General features: G+C 45.7%; 14 protein-coding genes. All 14 read left to right on the forward strand.

Annotated features, from left to right (window positions below):
• The first annotated feature begins 15 nt into the window (after positions 1-15).
• The 14 genes from hpt (at position 16) to folB (ending at position 14,930) form a co-directional block, all read left to right on the forward strand.
• Positions 16-555: a hypoxanthine phosphoribosyltransferase gene (gene hpt / locus MKX41_RS24955; protein WP_042183870.1), complete on the forward strand. Its 540-nt coding sequence runs from the start codon at positions 16-18 to the stop codon at positions 553-555.
• A gap of 109 nt (positions 556-664) precedes the next feature.
• Entirely contained in the window at positions 665-2,719 is a 2,055-nt protein-coding gene (ftsH, locus tag MKX41_RS24960; RefSeq protein ID WP_042183872.1) for an ATP-dependent zinc metalloprotease FtsH, read from the forward strand.
• A 258-nt stretch (positions 2,720-2,977) separates the two neighbouring features.
• A complete protein-coding gene (gene nadA / locus MKX41_RS24965; protein WP_042183878.1) occupies positions 2,978-3,916 on the forward strand; it encodes a quinolinate synthase NadA in 939 nt (312 codons plus the stop codon).
• A gap of 39 nt (positions 3,917-3,955) precedes the next feature.
• Positions 3,956-5,572 (forward strand): L-aspartate oxidase, encoded by a 1,617-nt coding sequence (gene nadB, locus MKX41_RS24970; RefSeq protein WP_340973606.1) that lies wholly within the window; start codon positions 3,956-3,958, stop codon positions 5,570-5,572.
• A complete protein-coding gene (gene nadC / locus MKX41_RS24975) occupies positions 5,562-6,437 on the forward strand; it encodes a carboxylating nicotinate-nucleotide diphosphorylase (protein ID WP_042183890.1) in 876 nt (291 codons plus the stop codon). Before nadB ends, nadC begins: the two co-directional genes overlap by 11 nt.
• The gene (locus MKX41_RS24980) at positions 6,434-7,201 is read left to right on the forward strand and encodes a type III pantothenate kinase (protein ID WP_042183892.1); all 768 of its coding nucleotides are present in this window, start codon (positions 6,434-6,436) and stop codon (positions 7,199-7,201) included. The genes nadC and MKX41_RS24980 overlap by 4 nt, the downstream gene beginning before the upstream one ends.
• Positions 7,202-7,248: 47 nt before the next feature.
• On the forward strand, positions 7,249-8,133 hold the full coding sequence (gene hslO / locus MKX41_RS24985; protein WP_042183894.1) for an Hsp33 family molecular chaperone HslO: 885 nt from the start codon (positions 7,249-7,251) through the stop codon (positions 8,131-8,133).
• Positions 8,134-8,141: 8 nt separating this feature from the next.
• Complete coding sequence (locus MKX41_RS24990; RefSeq protein ID WP_340973608.1) at positions 8,142-9,086, forward strand: peptidylprolyl isomerase; 945 nt, start codon at positions 8,142-8,144, stop codon at positions 9,084-9,086.
• A gap of 174 nt (positions 9,087-9,260) precedes the next feature.
• Complete coding sequence (cysK, locus tag MKX41_RS24995) at positions 9,261-10,199, forward strand: cysteine synthase A (RefSeq protein ID WP_042123166.1); 939 nt, start codon at positions 9,261-9,263, stop codon at positions 10,197-10,199.
• Between the two features lie 420 nt (positions 10,200-10,619).
• Complete coding sequence (locus MKX41_RS25000; protein ID WP_445671326.1) at positions 10,620-12,227, forward strand: anthranilate synthase component I family protein; 1,608 nt, start codon at positions 10,620-10,622, stop codon at positions 12,225-12,227.
• The gene (pabA, locus tag MKX41_RS25005; RefSeq protein ID WP_042123170.1) at positions 12,224-12,805 is read left to right on the forward strand and encodes an aminodeoxychorismate/anthranilate synthase component II; all 582 of its coding nucleotides are present in this window, start codon (positions 12,224-12,226) and stop codon (positions 12,803-12,805) included. The genes MKX41_RS25000 and pabA overlap by 4 nt, the downstream gene beginning before the upstream one ends.
• Entirely contained in the window at positions 12,802-13,683 is an 882-nt protein-coding gene (locus tag MKX41_RS25010) for an aminotransferase class IV (protein ID WP_340973611.1), read from the forward strand. The genes pabA and MKX41_RS25010 overlap by 4 nt, the downstream gene beginning before the upstream one ends.
• The gene (gene folP, locus MKX41_RS25015; RefSeq protein ID WP_340973612.1) at positions 13,680-14,537 is read left to right on the forward strand and encodes a dihydropteroate synthase; all 858 of its coding nucleotides are present in this window, start codon (positions 13,680-13,682) and stop codon (positions 14,535-14,537) included. Before MKX41_RS25010 ends, folP begins: the two co-directional genes overlap by 4 nt.
• A gap of 30 nt (positions 14,538-14,567) precedes the next feature.
• Positions 14,568-14,930, forward strand: coding sequence for a dihydroneopterin aldolase (folB, locus tag MKX41_RS25020; RefSeq protein WP_042183904.1), 363 nt, complete (start codon positions 14,568-14,570; stop codon positions 14,928-14,930).
• Positions 14,931-14,937: the final 7 nt, after the last annotated feature.

The following is a 14,937-nucleotide window of genomic DNA, read 5'->3' on the forward strand; positions in this document are numbered from 1 at the left end:
AGGAGGTTTCGCAAGTTGCAAAATGATATTCAAGAAGTCTTGATCACCGAAGAGGAACTTCAGCAGAAAATTAAGGAGCTCGGTCGAACACTGAGCGAAGAATACGCAGGACGTACCCCTTTAGTCATTTGTGTACTAAAAGGCGCGTTTATATTTATGGCAGATCTGGTTAAAGCCATTACAGTACCTGTTGAGATGGATTTCATGGCAGTATCTAGCTATGGAGCATCCACCAAGTCCTCTGGTGTTGTCAAAATTATTAAGGATTTAGATGTATCGGTAGAAGGCCGCGATATCTTGATCGTTGAAGATATTATTGACAGTGGCCTTACGCTCAGCTATTTGATTGAGCTACTCCGCAACCGCAATGCTGCTTCTATCAATGTGGTTACCTTGTTTGATAAGCCCTCAGGTCGTACGGTTAATCTGGAAGCCAGCTATACAGGCTTCGTGTTGCCAGACGAATTTGTAGTAGGCTACGGATTGGATTATGCCGAGCGGTATCGGAACCTCCCATATGTTGGAGTACTGAAGCCTGAGATTTATTCCAATTGAACTATTGATTGCCTTGATCATACGGATCGGGCACCCTTGGCTTCCTTTATTTGAGGTGTCCCAAGAGGCTATGGTACAATAACTTGAGTGTTGCGAGAGGAGGTAGGGGATGAATCGGTTCATCCGGAATTCTGGTTTTTATTTGATTTTATTTTTAGTCGTGGTGGGTATTGTCCAGTTTGTGAGCAATGGAAATGAAGCCGCCGATTTCCCTAGATACGACGAGTTACGGCAGGAGATCAAGAGCAACAATGTGAAGGATTTGACGGTTCAGTTTGAGGGTAATGCCTTTTTAGTTACAGGCGAATATAGAGAGTTGCCTGCCGATACTAAATCGAAAAGCTTCTCCACATATATTCCTCCAACAGATGCTGCTATTAATGAACTGATTCAAGCCAGTGATGTTAATGGGATTGAATTAACTCAGAAGAAAATGGAAGGTACCAGCATTTGGCTGACATTCCTTTCTTCTATTATCCCGCTAGTCATTATGTTCATCTTGTTCTTCTTCCTGTTTAACCAGGCGCAAGGTGGCGGCGGTAAAGTCATGAATTTCGGCAAGAGCAAGGCTCGGTTATATAATGAAGAGAAGAAGAAAATCAGCTTCGAGGATGTTGCAGGGGCGGACGAAGAGAAGCAAGAGCTTGTCGAAGTCGTTGAGTTCCTGAAAGATCCGCGCAAATTTGCAGCTGTCGGTGCACGTATCCCTAAAGGCGTACTGCTTGTAGGCCCTCCGGGAACAGGTAAAACATTGCTTGCACGTGCAGTAGCAGGTGAAGCCGGTGTTCCTTTCTTCAGTATTTCCGGTTCCGATTTTGTAGAAATGTTCGTGGGTGTCGGTGCTTCTCGGGTACGTGATTTGTTCGAGAACGCTAAGAAGAACGCGCCATGTATTATCTTCATTGATGAAATTGATGCTGTGGGTCGTCAACGCGGCGCCGGACTCGGCGGCGGACATGACGAGCGCGAGCAGACACTTAACCAATTGCTGGTTGAGATGGATGGATTCGGTGGTAACGAAGGCATTATTATTGTTGCGGCAACTAACCGCGCTGATATACTTGATCCTGCATTACTTCGTCCAGGACGTTTCGACCGTCAAATTACGGTTGACCGCCCTGACGTAAAAGGCCGTGAAGCTGTACTTAAGGTTCATGCCCGTAACAAGCCGCTTACGAAAGATGTAAGACTGGATGTTGTCGCTAAACGCACAACTGGATTCACGGGTGCTGATCTAGAGAATCTGCTAAATGAAGCAGCATTGCTAGCTGCACGTCGTAACCGCAAAGATATTTCCATGATTGAAGTGGATGAAGCCATTGACCGTGTTATCGTGGGTACTGAGAAACGTAGTCGGGTTATCAGTGACCGTGAGAAACGCATTGTTGCTTACCATGAAGCAGGCCATACTATAGCTGGTTATTTCCTTGAGCATGCTGATATGGTGCATAAAGTTACAATTATCCCACGCGGACGTGCCGGTGGATATGTTATTATGCTTCCGAAGGAAGATCGGATGATCGTTACCAAGCAGGAGCTTTTGGATAAGGTTACTGGATTACTTGGTGGACGTGTTGCCGAAGAATTGTTTATTGGTGAGATCGGTACGGGCGCATACAGTGACTTCCAACAGGCTACGCGCATCGTTCGTGCCATGATCATGGAGTACGGTATGAGCGATAAGCTTGGACCTATGCAGTTCGGCTCTTCTCAAGGCCAAGTATTCTTGGGTCGTGATATTGGGCATGAACAGAATTATAGTGATTCCATCGCTTATGAGATTGATCAAGAAATGCAGAACTTTATTACTTCTAGCTACGAACGTTGTAAAGAACTGTTGCTCAAATACTCTAAAGAAATGCACCTGATTGCCAATACGTTACTTGAGAAGGAAACACTTGAGCTTGATCAGATTAAAGAGCTGATTGAACAAGGATTCCTTTCTGAAGATGGTAAGGCTGAGGGTGGCGAAGGCGTTGCGCTTGAAGTTGGCGAACCTGTCATTGATAATATCGGTGATGTGCGTGTCCGCATTCAAGGCAAGTCTGAAGATACTGATTCCACGCCTCCGAACCTATCAAAGGAAATCCCGAACAAACCTGAATCTGAGGGTAATGACGGATCTGATGATGACAATAAAGGCGGCGGAACTAGCCTTACCTAAGCAGGATCACTATTCATAAGATGTAAATTAATCCGGAGAGCGTAATTGCTCTCCGGATTTTTTATTTTAATTTTTAGGTAATTTCATGCTTGGAAGCCTGTCTAGTCACATTGACAGGGGCTGGAACGTTGTGTACATTAGTGATTAATATTACTTACTATTAACATCAGCTTATTCATTTTTTCGGATGATGGCTCATGCCATTTGATAACATCGCACCGGCGTAAAGCCGCGAAGATTTAAGGGGGAGAACAATCGGTGGAAGCTCTGGCACTTGAGCGTAAGCAGGAACAGAATCGAGAACTTCGTATACGTCTTGAACAGCTTAAGAAGGAAAGAAACGCAATCATTTTAGCTCATTATTATCAACGTGATGAAATTCAGGAGGTTGCCGATTTCCGGGGAGACTCTTTTTTACTCGCTCAGAAGGCTGCAGAGACTGATGCAGAGGTTATCGTATTCTGCGGTGTTCATTTCATGGGGGAAAGTGCTAAAATTCTGGCTCCAAACAAAACCGTCCTTATTCCTGATGAACGTGCAGGCTGCCCAATGGCTGATATGGTTAATGTAGACGGTTTGCGTAAGCTTAAAGCGCAACATCCAAATGCTAAAGTGGTGACTTATATCAACTCGTCTGCAGAGATTAAAGCGGAAACTGATATCTGTTGTACCTCTGCCAATGCCGTGAAAGTAATCGAATCCCTCGATGCTGAAGAAATTATCTGGGTACCCGATAAGAATCTTGGTCAATACGTACAAGATCAGACCGGCAAAAAACTGATTATCTGGGAAGGCTATTGCAACACTCATGATATGTTGACTGTTAAAGATGTAGTAGAAATGAGAGCGAAATACCCAGAAGCAGAATTTGTAGTTCATCCAGAATGTCGTCCGGAAGTAGTGGCCATGGGTGATTATGTAGGTAGTACTACATCCATTCTCGAGTATTGCCGGAAATCTGACCGTAAGCAATTTATCGTTGGAACTGAGGATGGTACAGGATATCAGCTTCGTAAAGATAGTCCGGATAAAGAATTCCATTTTGCTACAAAATTTCTTGTTTGTCCTAATATGAAAGTTAACAATCTAAAAAAACTGGTGAAATGCCTGGAGACGATGAAGCCACAAATCTATGTACCGCCTGCTGTCGCCGACAAGGCCAGAACTTCCCTAGAGCGCATGCTACAAGTCCGGTAGTATGCGCTACTCTTTCGTTGAAACAGGTGAAACGCGGTCATGATTCCACAATATTTGGTTGATTTTGATCTTCGGGATATTCCTAAAGTAAAGACAGATTGTATTGTTATCGGTTCAGGGATTGCCGGATTGTTCACAGCTATTAAAGCTAGTGAAGATCGGCGTGTCATTATGATCACAAAGAAATCAGTAATGGAGAGTAATACTCGCTATGCACAGGGGGGGATCGCAGCTGTAATAGCTGAGGACGATTCCCCTGCTTACCACCGGCAGGATACATTAATGGCGGGAGCAGGTCTGTGCTCATCCACAGCTGTCGATGCACTTGTTAATGAAGGACCAGATAGAGTTCATGAGCTAATTCGTTTAGGTACTCTTTTTGATAAGGAAGATGGGGTACTGGCTTTGACGCAGGAAGGAGCGCATAGTCACCGTCGTATTTTGCATGCTAATGGAGATGCTACAGGTTATGAGATTGTTCGTGCCTTGGCTGAACAGGTAGCTGAACATGAGAACATTGAGGTGTGGGATGATCATTATGTCATTGATCTCATCACTGAAGGTGGAGAATGTGTAGGCGCATTGTTGCAGCGTCCCGGCGGCGGACGGTTATTCCTGCAAGGGGATGCGACTATTTTGTGCTCTGGTGGAGCAGGACAATTATTTAGATACACTACCAACCCTGAAGTAGCTACAGGCGACGGGGTAGCCATTGCTTATCGTGCCGGGGCTCATATACGAGATATGGAATTTATTCAATTTCATCCTACAGCATTGAGTTATCCTGGAGCTCCTAGATTCCTAATCTCCGAAGCAGTCCGTGGGGAAGGAGCGGTATTGCGCAATATTAATGGAGAGCGGTTCATGGAACGATATCATGAGTTGCTTGAGCTAGCCCCACGAGATATTGTAGCTCGGGCTATTGTAAGTGAAATGGAGCTTACAAAGTCAACGTTTGTCTATTTGGATATTACGCATGAATCCCCAGAAATGGTGAAGCATCGTTTCCCTACAATACATGAGACCTGTATGGGCTATGGACTGGATATTACAAGTGATTGGATTCCAGTGGCTCCAGCTGCGCATTATATGATGGGGGGCATTAAGACCGATCTAAATGGGGAGAGTACGATTCCTCGCTTGTTTGCTTGCGGGGAGGTTTCTTCCACAGGCGTACATGGGGCTAATCGATTAGCAAGCAATTCATTATCAGAAGCAGTTGTTTTTGGACATCGTATTATTGAGCGGATTCGCCAATTATCTCCGCTTGGACGTGATGCTACATCAGTTAGTAGCAACGAAGGGCGTGTTGATTCGCCAACTCAAGCTATTGTGGAACGGCGTTTGAAGCTACAAAAGGTAATGGTTCGATATGCTGGATTACGACGTAATGAAGAGACCTTGTCTAAGGGAATAGAAGAATTGAAACGGCAGCTACCCATCTTTGGATCCGTATTGACTAAACGAGAGGAATACGAGTTCGCTAATATGCTGACCTGCTGTTTGCTCGTGACAGAGTCTGCTCTAGCACGGGAAGAGAGTCGCGGGGCACATTACCGTGAGGATTACCCGCAGCGAAGTGATGATCAGTGGCGCAAGCACCTGCTTCAAATTCGCGATCTGGGAATAGTGGAGGAATTAAGCGATGATGTTTAATGGTTACAATGAAGAACTAGTACAATCCATTAAGGCTTGGCTACGGGAAGATGTTGGTTCCGGTGATGTAACAACACAAATGACAATACCTGTTGGCCATGAATCTAAAGGGATTATTCATGCTAAAGAAGATGGCGTAATTTGTGGTATCCCGATTGCAGAGTTGGTTTTTGAAATTGTTGATCCTACGCTTAGCTTTACAGCCCTTGTAGAAGAAGGTCAAGCAGTGACAAAAGGGACTGTAATTATTGAGGTAGAGGGAAGCACACATGCAATTCTTACGGGTGAACGGCTTGCACTCAACTTGATGCAGCGTCTTTCCGGTGTAGCATCACGTACGTCATCTTTCGTACAGGTGCTCGATGGATTACCGACTCGTCTAGTAGATACACGTAAGACTACACCAGGACATCGTATGCTGGAAAAATATGCAGTTCGTGTTGGTGGAGGCTTTAATCATCGCTTTGGTCTATATGATGCGGTTATGATCAAGGACAATCATATCAAAGGTGCAGGTGGTATTAGGCAGGCAGTAGGTCGTGCGCGGAAGAACATTCCACATACGATGAGCATTGAAGTAGAGACTGAGAACTTAGAGCAAGTCGAAGAGGCGCTGGCAGCAGGTGCTGATATTATTATGCTTGATAATATGTCTAACGAGATGATGAAGCAAGCGGTGGCTAGGATTAAAGCTAAAGCTCCACATGTCAAGACAGAGGCCTCCGGCAATGTATCGTTAGAAACGGTTCGTGGGATCGCAGAAACAGGTGTGGATGTGATTTCTGTAGGACGCCTTACGTACTCCTTCTCCAGTCTGGATATTAGTCTAGACCTTAATGCCAAGAAGGAAGGGTCCTCATCATGATGCTTGCTGTCGATGTCGGTAATACCAATATTGTTCTCGGTGTATACAGAAAGCGCGAATTGTTGCATCATTTTCGGCTAAGTACTGCGCGCCAATCCACCGTGGACGAATATGGAGTGCTGATACACAATCTTTTTCAGATGTCAGGGATCTCTGTTAAAGATGTGGAAGGTGTAATTATATCCTCGGTAGTTCCACCTCTGGTTAAGACTATCGTGGATATGTGTATAAAGTATATAGGCAAAGATCCGTTACTCGTAGGACCAGGGATAAAAACGGGACTTAATCTTCGCTATGAGAATCCGCGTGAGATTGGCGCAGACCGGATTGTTAATGCTGTGGCTGCGATTGAACAATATAAATGTCCGCTTGTTGTTGTTGATTTTGGTACGGCTACGACCTTCGACTGTATCGATGCAGGGGCTAATTATCTTGGAGGAGCGATTGTTCCGGGTCTTGTTATTTCTACAGAGGCCTTATACCAGCGGGCTTCGAAACTGCCACGAATTGAGTTGGAGAAGCCTAAAAAGGTTATCGGACGTAATACAGTTCACGCTATGCAGGCTGGTATTATTTTTGGGTATGCAGGCCAAGTCGAGGGGATTGTAAAGCGTATCAAAATCGAGATGAACGCTCCGGAACTGAAGGTTATTTCTACTGGAGGCCTCGCTTCGCTAATTGCGGGGGAGACGGATTGTATCGACGAAGTAAATCCTATGTTAACACTAGAAGGATTACGAATTATTTATGACCGTAACCAATAAAGATAAAGAAGCCTAAAGGGCGAAGAGATAGGAGGGCTATGCACCCAATGGAAAAAAAGAAGGATCGACTTATCCGTGGAACAGCTATGAATGGTAAAGTGAGAGCGTTTGCTGTCCGCACAACAGAATTGGTCGAGGAATTGCGGCGCAGACATGATACGTATCCAACGGCTACAGCCGCACTTGGACGTACAGTTACCGCTGCAGCCATGATGGGCGCTATGCTCAAAGGAAGAGAGAAGCTATGTATCATGGTCAAAGGGGATGGACCGATCGGGCAAATCGTTGCGGAGTCCAATGCGTTGGGAGAAGTGTGCGGTTATGTACACCATCCTCACATTCACTTACCTAGCAATAGTATGGGCAAATTGGATGTCGCTGGAGCCGTAGGAACTGAAGGGTTCATAGATATTATAAAGGATTTAGGTTTGAAGGAACCTTATCGAGGTAGTATTCCTATCATCTCCGGAGAACTTGCGGAAGATTTCACTTATTATTTCGCTGTTTCTGAACAAACCCCAGCTGCAGTTGGATTAGGTGTATTAGTGGATACCGATGAGTCAGTGATTGTAGCCGGAGGGTTTATCGTGCAGCTTCTTCCAGGACTGACGGATGCGGAGATTACGGAGATCGAAAAAGCTCTAGGGGCTATGCCTTCCGTGACAACACTTCTTGATCAGGGTCTAGAGCCAGAAGAAATGCTGCGTTTTCTTTTGCCGGATGCGGTAGTTATGGATGAACTGGATATTAACTTTGCTTGTCAATGTTCGCGTGAGCGGGTAGAGCAGACATTGGTTAGCTTAGGGCAAGATGAACTGGAGAGATTAATTGCAGAAGATGAGCAGGCTGAAGTTGTATGTCATTTTTGCAACGAGGCTTATGTTTTTAATAAGGACGAATTACAGGTCATTTTAGAACAAGCGAAATCGTAGGGCATGGGATGATGACGAGACAGGAACGTGCACTTCGCAATACGGTTGTTATTCTGGCTGTCGCAACTTTAATGCTCGGGGGCCTATTGTTCTGGAGCTTACGCGCCATGGCTCTTCTAAAAGGGGATACAACAGAAAACGAAACACCGGATGCAGCGACTGCAGGCGGATTACCGATAACAGATAAGCAGTGGATGGATGAGCTCAAAAAAAAGCATGGCCACGAAGTGCTGGTTGGAATGATCAATCATATTGTTGTGGAGAAGGAAGCAAAGGCTCTGGGGATTACCGTGACCGACGATGAGGTTGAGCAAGAACTTGCACGAACTATGGTTGGATACGGATCGGAAGAACAGTATTATGCACAAATGCAGTCTCAGCTGGGGTTATCTCGTCAGGAAGTGTTCGCAGAAACGGCTTATCGTCTGACCTTACAAGCAATAGCCACTGATGGTATTACGATTAAGGAAGCTGATATCGATACTTATTTAGACCAAAACACGGAGCGTTTCACTCCCAAAAGGGAATTGGAACTCTCCATGATTAAGGTTTCATCTTATGACGAAGGCGAGCAAGTAATGGATCGCTTGGAGCAGGGCGAGAATTTTGCTGATTTAGCTAGGGAAGTTTCCATTGATGCAGAGAGTCGGCTGCAAGGAGGCCGTTTGGGCAAAGTAGAGGAAGACGATCCTTTTTGGCCTGAGGGACTGCTTAAGACCGCTGCTAGTTTGGATGAGGGTGATATAGCGGGGCCGATTCAGGCGGAGGACGACTTCGCTATCATTCGACTAGAGAGTATTCACACACAAAATATTCCTGATCAAAAGGAAATTCGGGCGCTGATACGTCAAGAGCTAGCGTTGGAGCAAGCACCCCCTCTACAGCAAGTGGAGAGTGATTTGCGCACGAAATATGATGTGGCAATAAATATTGACAACAGCCTGCAAGATTGATAATATGATATTAACGTAAAACCTACCGTTTTAGTCGGAAATAACTAACGGTGGTCCAATATCTATACCCCTTTATAGCAGTTATTATTGCATAATAGGGACACACATACAGAAGAGTAAAGTCACAATTTACGTTCTTATATCGCATTTATCATTCTAAGGAGGTTTTTGCTCATGGCTAAAGTCGTTAACAACGTAACAGAATTGATCGGAGGTACTCCGCTCGTTCGTTTGAATCGTCTGGCACAGGAAGGCTCCGCAGATATTTATTTGAAATTGGAATATCAGAATCCGGGATCAAGCGTAAAAGACCGTATCGCAATCAGCATCGTTGAAGAAGCTGAACGTGAAGGTCTACTGAAACCTGGAGGTACAATTGTAGAAGCAACCAGTGGTAACACTGGTATTGGCTTGGCACTTGTGGCTGCGGCTAAAGGCTATAAGGCAGTTATCGTAATGCCGGAAACCATGAGCTTGGAACGCCGTAATCTACTTCGTGCATACGGAGCAGAATTGGTTCTGACTCCAGGATCGGAAGGCATGAATGGTGCGGTTAAGAAAGCGGAAGAAATTCTGAAAGAGAACCCAAGCTATTTCCCATCGGAGCAATTCAAGAATAAAGCGAACGTGAAGATCCACCGTGAGACCACTGGACCTGAAATCGTTGAAGCTATTGAGTCCATCGGAGGCCCACTGGATGCTTTTATTGCAGGTATCGGAACAGGTGGAACGATCACGGGTGCAGGTGAAGTGCTGAAGAGCAAATATCCTGACGTGAAGATCTATGCTGTGGAACCTGCTGCTTCTCCAATCTTGGCAGGAGGCAAACCAGGCCCTCACAAAATTCAGGGTATCGGAGCAAACTTCATTCCTGAAATCCTGAACCAGGACATTTATGATGAGATCATCCATGTTGAGAACGATGAAGCATTCGAAACTGCACGCCGTGTAGCTAAAGAAGAAGGCGTCTTGTCTGGCATTTCTTCCGGTGCAGCAGTATTTGCAGCACTTAAGGTTGCTAAAGACCTCGGTCCTGGCAAGAAGGTAGTTGTCATCATCCCAAGTAATGGTGAACGTTACCTGAGTACACCACTTTATAATTTCGAAGCGTAATTGTTTGCAATAACGTAATTTATAAGAGTCTTCATACCACTTTTCTGGTGGTGATGGAGACTCTTTTCGTTGATTATATGGGCAAAAGGTTCTGTGGATATACTACACCCTAGACGTGTTAATTTTATATTTTTGAAAAATGCTAAGGTTTTTACCGAAGACTCAAAAGCCATATTAATTTCCTATAGCTGGGGGCTTTTCAATAATGCCTTAAGTACAGTATACTGACAGGCAATATACTACTGATGATTAATAATAAGTGATTGCTAGATAAAACTAAGCAAATGCTTACGAAGTAAGTTTTGTCCCGAAGATTAAACTGTAGGATTATGCTAGACAAAACTAAGCAAATGCTTACGAAGTAAGTTTTATTGCGAAGTGATGTCTATGATGTAATTGCTTCATAAAACTTTTAGGAGGATGGCTTTGGAAATCATAACGACATGGAATGAGTGGGAACAATGGGCAGCTGAAGACTGGAGCATGTTCCCCTTGATTATAAAATCACCCAAGTGCTCGGGGGAATTGCCCGCATCCTGGAAGAAGGCCTGGGAACTAGCTTCCGAATACTCCGTAGTGTTGGAGAGTGGCAAGGGTGGCCGCTATACGTACTTAGGTTTAAATCCTGTATCAATATTAAAAGGCAAGGGAGAAGGCGCTGAGGTGTTTAGCCTTTCTCCCGAATCATTGGGTCATACAGCCGATGAGGGTTCACATGAGACTACAACGCTGATAGGTCAGCCGCTAGAGCTGCTACAGCAGTGGATGTCAGGCTTCACCTCGCCAAGTCTAAACGTTCAGGGCATTCCTCCATTTACCGGTGGATGTATTGGATTTCTAGGGTACGATGTGGTTCGCTCATTGGAGCGTTTACCGTCTCTCGCACAAGATGATCCCGGTTTTCCTGATTATCTCTTTATGAGGATGGATGAGGTATGGATTTATGATCACGAAGAGCATGTGCTTTATTGTGCTGTTCATGTCCCGGTTCCAGCAGAATGTGGGATGGAGGATTTGCAGAACCTTTATCTCGGTGCTATAGAACAGGCTGGGCGAATGGTAGAGCAGTGGCAGTTGATATCCACTGCTTCGGGATTGAACGAAGAGGTCAAAGGTAGCATTGAGGCCCTCACAGATTCCTCAGGGGAGTGGCCGGGTATGACCTCGGCCTTCTCACCTGAGAAGTTCCAACAGGCCGTGCTGGACGTTCAGGAATACATCCGCCAAGGCGATGTATTTCAAGTGAACCTCTCGCTGCGCCAGGAGGCGCAGCTGAAGTCCTCGCCGGAGGATGTTTACGAATGGCTGCGCAAGCTCAATCCGTCCCCGTACATGGGGCTCTTGCGGTCGCCCGGCTTCGCGCTATCCAGCGCTTCACCGGAGCTGCTCGTCAAGCTGCACGGGGACAAAGTGAGCGCACGGCCAATCGCCGGCACCCGGCGGCGAGGCCTGACTTCCGCGGAGGATGCCGCCATGGAGGCGGAGCTTCGCGGGAGCGAAAAGGAGATCGCCGAGCATATTATGCTTGTCGATCTGGAGCGCAACGACATCGGGCGTGTCGCTGCGTATGGATCCGTCAGCGTGCCTGAGCTAATGACGGTGGAGCGCTACTCTCATGTGATGCATCTCGTTTCGCAGGTAGAGGGCCAGGTCGCACCGGATAAGGATGCTTATGCTGTAATCGCAGCATTGTTCCCAGGGGGAACGATTACAGGCGCGCCCAAAGTAAGAACAATGGAAATCATTGAAGAGCTGGAACCGGTTCGGCGTGGGCCGTATACAGGATCCATGGGCTTTATTGACTATAACGGAAATATGGAATTAAATATTATTATTAGAACACTGGCTGTAAAGGATGGGGTCGGATATATTCAGACAGGTGCGGGCATCGTGATCGACTCTGATCCATATCGTGAATACCGTGAATGCCATAATAAAGCCAAAGCGGTAGTGAAGGCAGTACTCTGTAGTGAGTTACAGCAGGAATCCCAAACTACCAGCGGCGCCGAAGGGGGAGAAACACTGTGATCTTGGTCATCGATAATTATGATTCCTTTACGTATAACCTCGTACAGTATTTGGGTGAACTTGGGGAAGAGGTTAAAGTACACCGCAACGACGAAATTACCATTGAAGAGATTGAAAAAATGGCTCCCGATCATATCTTAATTTCTCCAGGACCATGTACACCTAATGAAGCGGGGATCAGTTTGGAATTGTTACATCATTTCAAAGGTATTATTCCGATCTTCGGCGTATGCCTTGGGCATCAGGCGATAGGCCAAGCATTTGGTGGAAATGTTATTCGTGCAGAGCGTTTGATGCATGGAAAGACATCCCCGATTCATCATAAGGGCACGTCGGTTTTTGAAGGTCTGGAGTCTCCTTTTACGGCAACAAGATATCATTCTTTGATTGTAGAGCGCGAGAGTCTGCCGGATTGTCTGGAGATTACAGCGGAGACCGAAGAAGGGGAGATTATGGCACTGCGCCATAAAGAATACCCTATCGAAGGTGTGCAATTCCATCCGGAATCGATTATTACGGATCATGGTCATACGATGCTGCGTAATTTCTTGAAACGGAGAGCCGGAGAAACGGCATGAAATATATAGGATTTAACAATGGTGTCATTGATGCAAGACAAGCCGTGGTTTCCGCCCTGGATCACGGTTTTTTATACGGCATAGGATTGTTCGAGACCTTTCGGACGTATGGGGGAGTGCCTTTTCTGCTGGAGCGTCATTTGAAGCGTATGGCAGAGGGCTGCAAGGAGCTTGGTATTCCATTTGCGCAGGATGTTGAACAGCTGCAGGAGTGGATCCAACGTGTTATGGACAAAAATGAATTAAAAGAAGCTTATATACGCTATACCGTGACGGCTGGTGAGGATATTCTCGGATTACCTGCAGGCGACTATTGCGAACCCAATCATTTGCTGTACATCAAAGCGCTGCCGAAAGTATCCGAAAAGATATATAGCGAAGGCAAAGGCCTGCAATTGTTGTCCTTACGGCGTAACACTCCGGAGGGAGCAGTGCGATTCAAGTCTCTGCATTATATGAATAATATTTTGGCCAAGCGTGAGCTTAGGGGCTATGCTTCTGCGGCGAATGGTGCTGAAGGACTGATGTTGACTGCACAAGAGGTCATAGCAGAGGGCATTGTCAGCAACATCTTTTTTATAAAAAACAATATTCTCCACACTCCAGATATCTCAACTGGGATTCTACCGGGAATTACCCGGGAAATGGTAATGGAGCTGGCTCGTAGTGCTGGAATTAGGGTAGAAGAGGGCGCATATTATTGGGAGCAGTTGAAAATAGCCGACGAAGTATTTCTTACTAATTCCGTACAAGAAATTGTCCCGGTCACAACGCTTTGGGAAAAAGATAAAAAATTTACCGTAGGCGATGGCCTTTGCGGCAGAATGACTTCGGATTTGATTTCATTCTATAGAGAAAGGACGGGAATACCGAAATGAGACCAGCCATATTCAAGCGGACATACCGCTGTGGAATTACTGATTTGGAATTGGGAAATCGAACGCTGATTATGGGCATCCTGAATGTAACCCCGGATTCTTTTTCAGATGGAGGACTTTGGGATGATCCGGACAAAGCAGTAGAGCATGCGCTACAAATGGCCGCAGACGGTGCTGATATTATAGATATTGGTGGAGAATCTACCCGTCCTGGTCATAAACCAGTGGGGCTTGAAGAGGAATTAGCTCGTGTATTGCCTGTCATCGAGAGTATTCATCGAGCGGCACCGCATATTCCGTTATCTATAGATACCTACAAAGCTGAAGTGGCACGCCAAGCTATTGCTGCTGGTGCCCATATCATTAATGATATATGGGGCTGTAAAGCTGATCCGGAAATGGCGGCAGTGGCAGCTGCTGCGGACTGTCCCATTATTTTGATGCATAACCGGCAGGACCGTGATTATACGAATCTAAGTGCGGATATGTCGGCAGACCTTAAGGAAAGTATTGATCTTGCTTTAGCCGCAGGAGTGAAGCCGGCCAATATCATCTTGGATCCAGGGATCGGCTTTGCGAAGGATTTTAATGAAAATTTGCAGGCGATGATGCTTTTGGACGGGTTGACTGAGTTTGGCTATCCACTGTTACTGGCGACTTCACGCAAAAAATTCATCCGGACCGTACTTGATTTGCCCGCTGATGATGTTGTGGAAGGTACCGCAGCTACAGTAGCCTTTGGTATTGCTCAGGGCTGCCAGATCGTACGAGTGCATGATGTGTCCCTAATAAAACGAACGGTTAAGATGTGTGATGCGATGTTGTATGCTGCACCTCCATTGGTGCGTGAATAAAGATATTTTATAAAAAGGGCGGGTTTAAAGATGGATAAAATGACACTGCATCGAATGGAATATTACGGATATCATGGTGTGTTTGAAGAAGAGCGTAAGCTGGGCCAACGTTTTTACATTGATTTGGAGCTGGAACTCGATCTACAGGGAGCGGGCCAGAACGATGATTTGAACCAAACCGTAAACTATGCTGAAGTGCATGAACTGGTCAAAAACATTGTCGAAATAAAGTCCTTTAAGTTAATTGAAGCTCTGGCAGAATATATTGCATCCTCCGTACTGGACACTTATACTGTTATCAATGCAGTAACGGTAAAGGTAACTAAACCGCATCCGCCATTCGACATTCATTTTCAGGGAGTGACTGTGGAGCTGCGCAGAACTAGAAAGTGAGAACAAA

It is taken from the genome of Paenibacillus sp. FSL R5-0475, assembly GCF_038004585.1.
In the GTDB taxonomy this organism is placed as follows: Bacteria; Bacillota; Bacilli; order Paenibacillales; family Paenibacillaceae; genus Paenibacillus_AQ.

Excerpts from the sequence above, each read along its gene's own strand:
- ftsH (WP_042183872.1), top strand. The coding sequence starts at position 665 with ATGAATCGGTTCATCCGGAATTCTGGTTTTTATTTGATTTTATTTTTA.
- nadB (WP_340973606.1), top strand. The coding sequence starts at position 3,956 with ATGATTCCACAATATTTGGTTGATTTTGATCTTCGGGATATTCCTAAA.
- nadC (WP_042183890.1), top strand. The coding sequence starts at position 5,562 with ATGATGTTTAATGGTTACAATGAAGAACTAGTACAATCCATTAAGGCT.
- MKX41_RS24980 (WP_042183892.1), top strand. The coding sequence starts at position 6,434 with ATGATGCTTGCTGTCGATGTCGGTAATACCAATATTGTTCTCGGTGTA.
- hslO (WP_042183894.1), top strand. The coding sequence starts at position 7,249 with ATGGAAAAAAAGAAGGATCGACTTATCCGTGGAACAGCTATGAATGGT.
- MKX41_RS24990 (WP_340973608.1), top strand. The coding sequence starts at position 8,142 with ATGATGACGAGACAGGAACGTGCACTTCGCAATACGGTTGTTATTCTG.
- cysK (WP_042123166.1), top strand. The coding sequence starts at position 9,261 with ATGGCTAAAGTCGTTAACAACGTAACAGAATTGATCGGAGGTACTCCG.
- MKX41_RS25000 (WP_445671326.1), top strand. The coding sequence starts at position 10,620 with ATGGCTTTGGAAATCATAACGACATGGAATGAGTGGGAACAATGGGCA.
- MKX41_RS25010 (WP_340973611.1), top strand. The coding sequence starts at position 12,802 with ATGAAATATATAGGATTTAACAATGGTGTCATTGATGCAAGACAAGCC.
- folP (WP_340973612.1), top strand. The coding sequence starts at position 13,680 with ATGAGACCAGCCATATTCAAGCGGACATACCGCTGTGGAATTACTGAT.
- folB (WP_042183904.1), top strand. The coding sequence starts at position 14,568 with ATGGATAAAATGACACTGCATCGAATGGAATATTACGGATATCATGGT.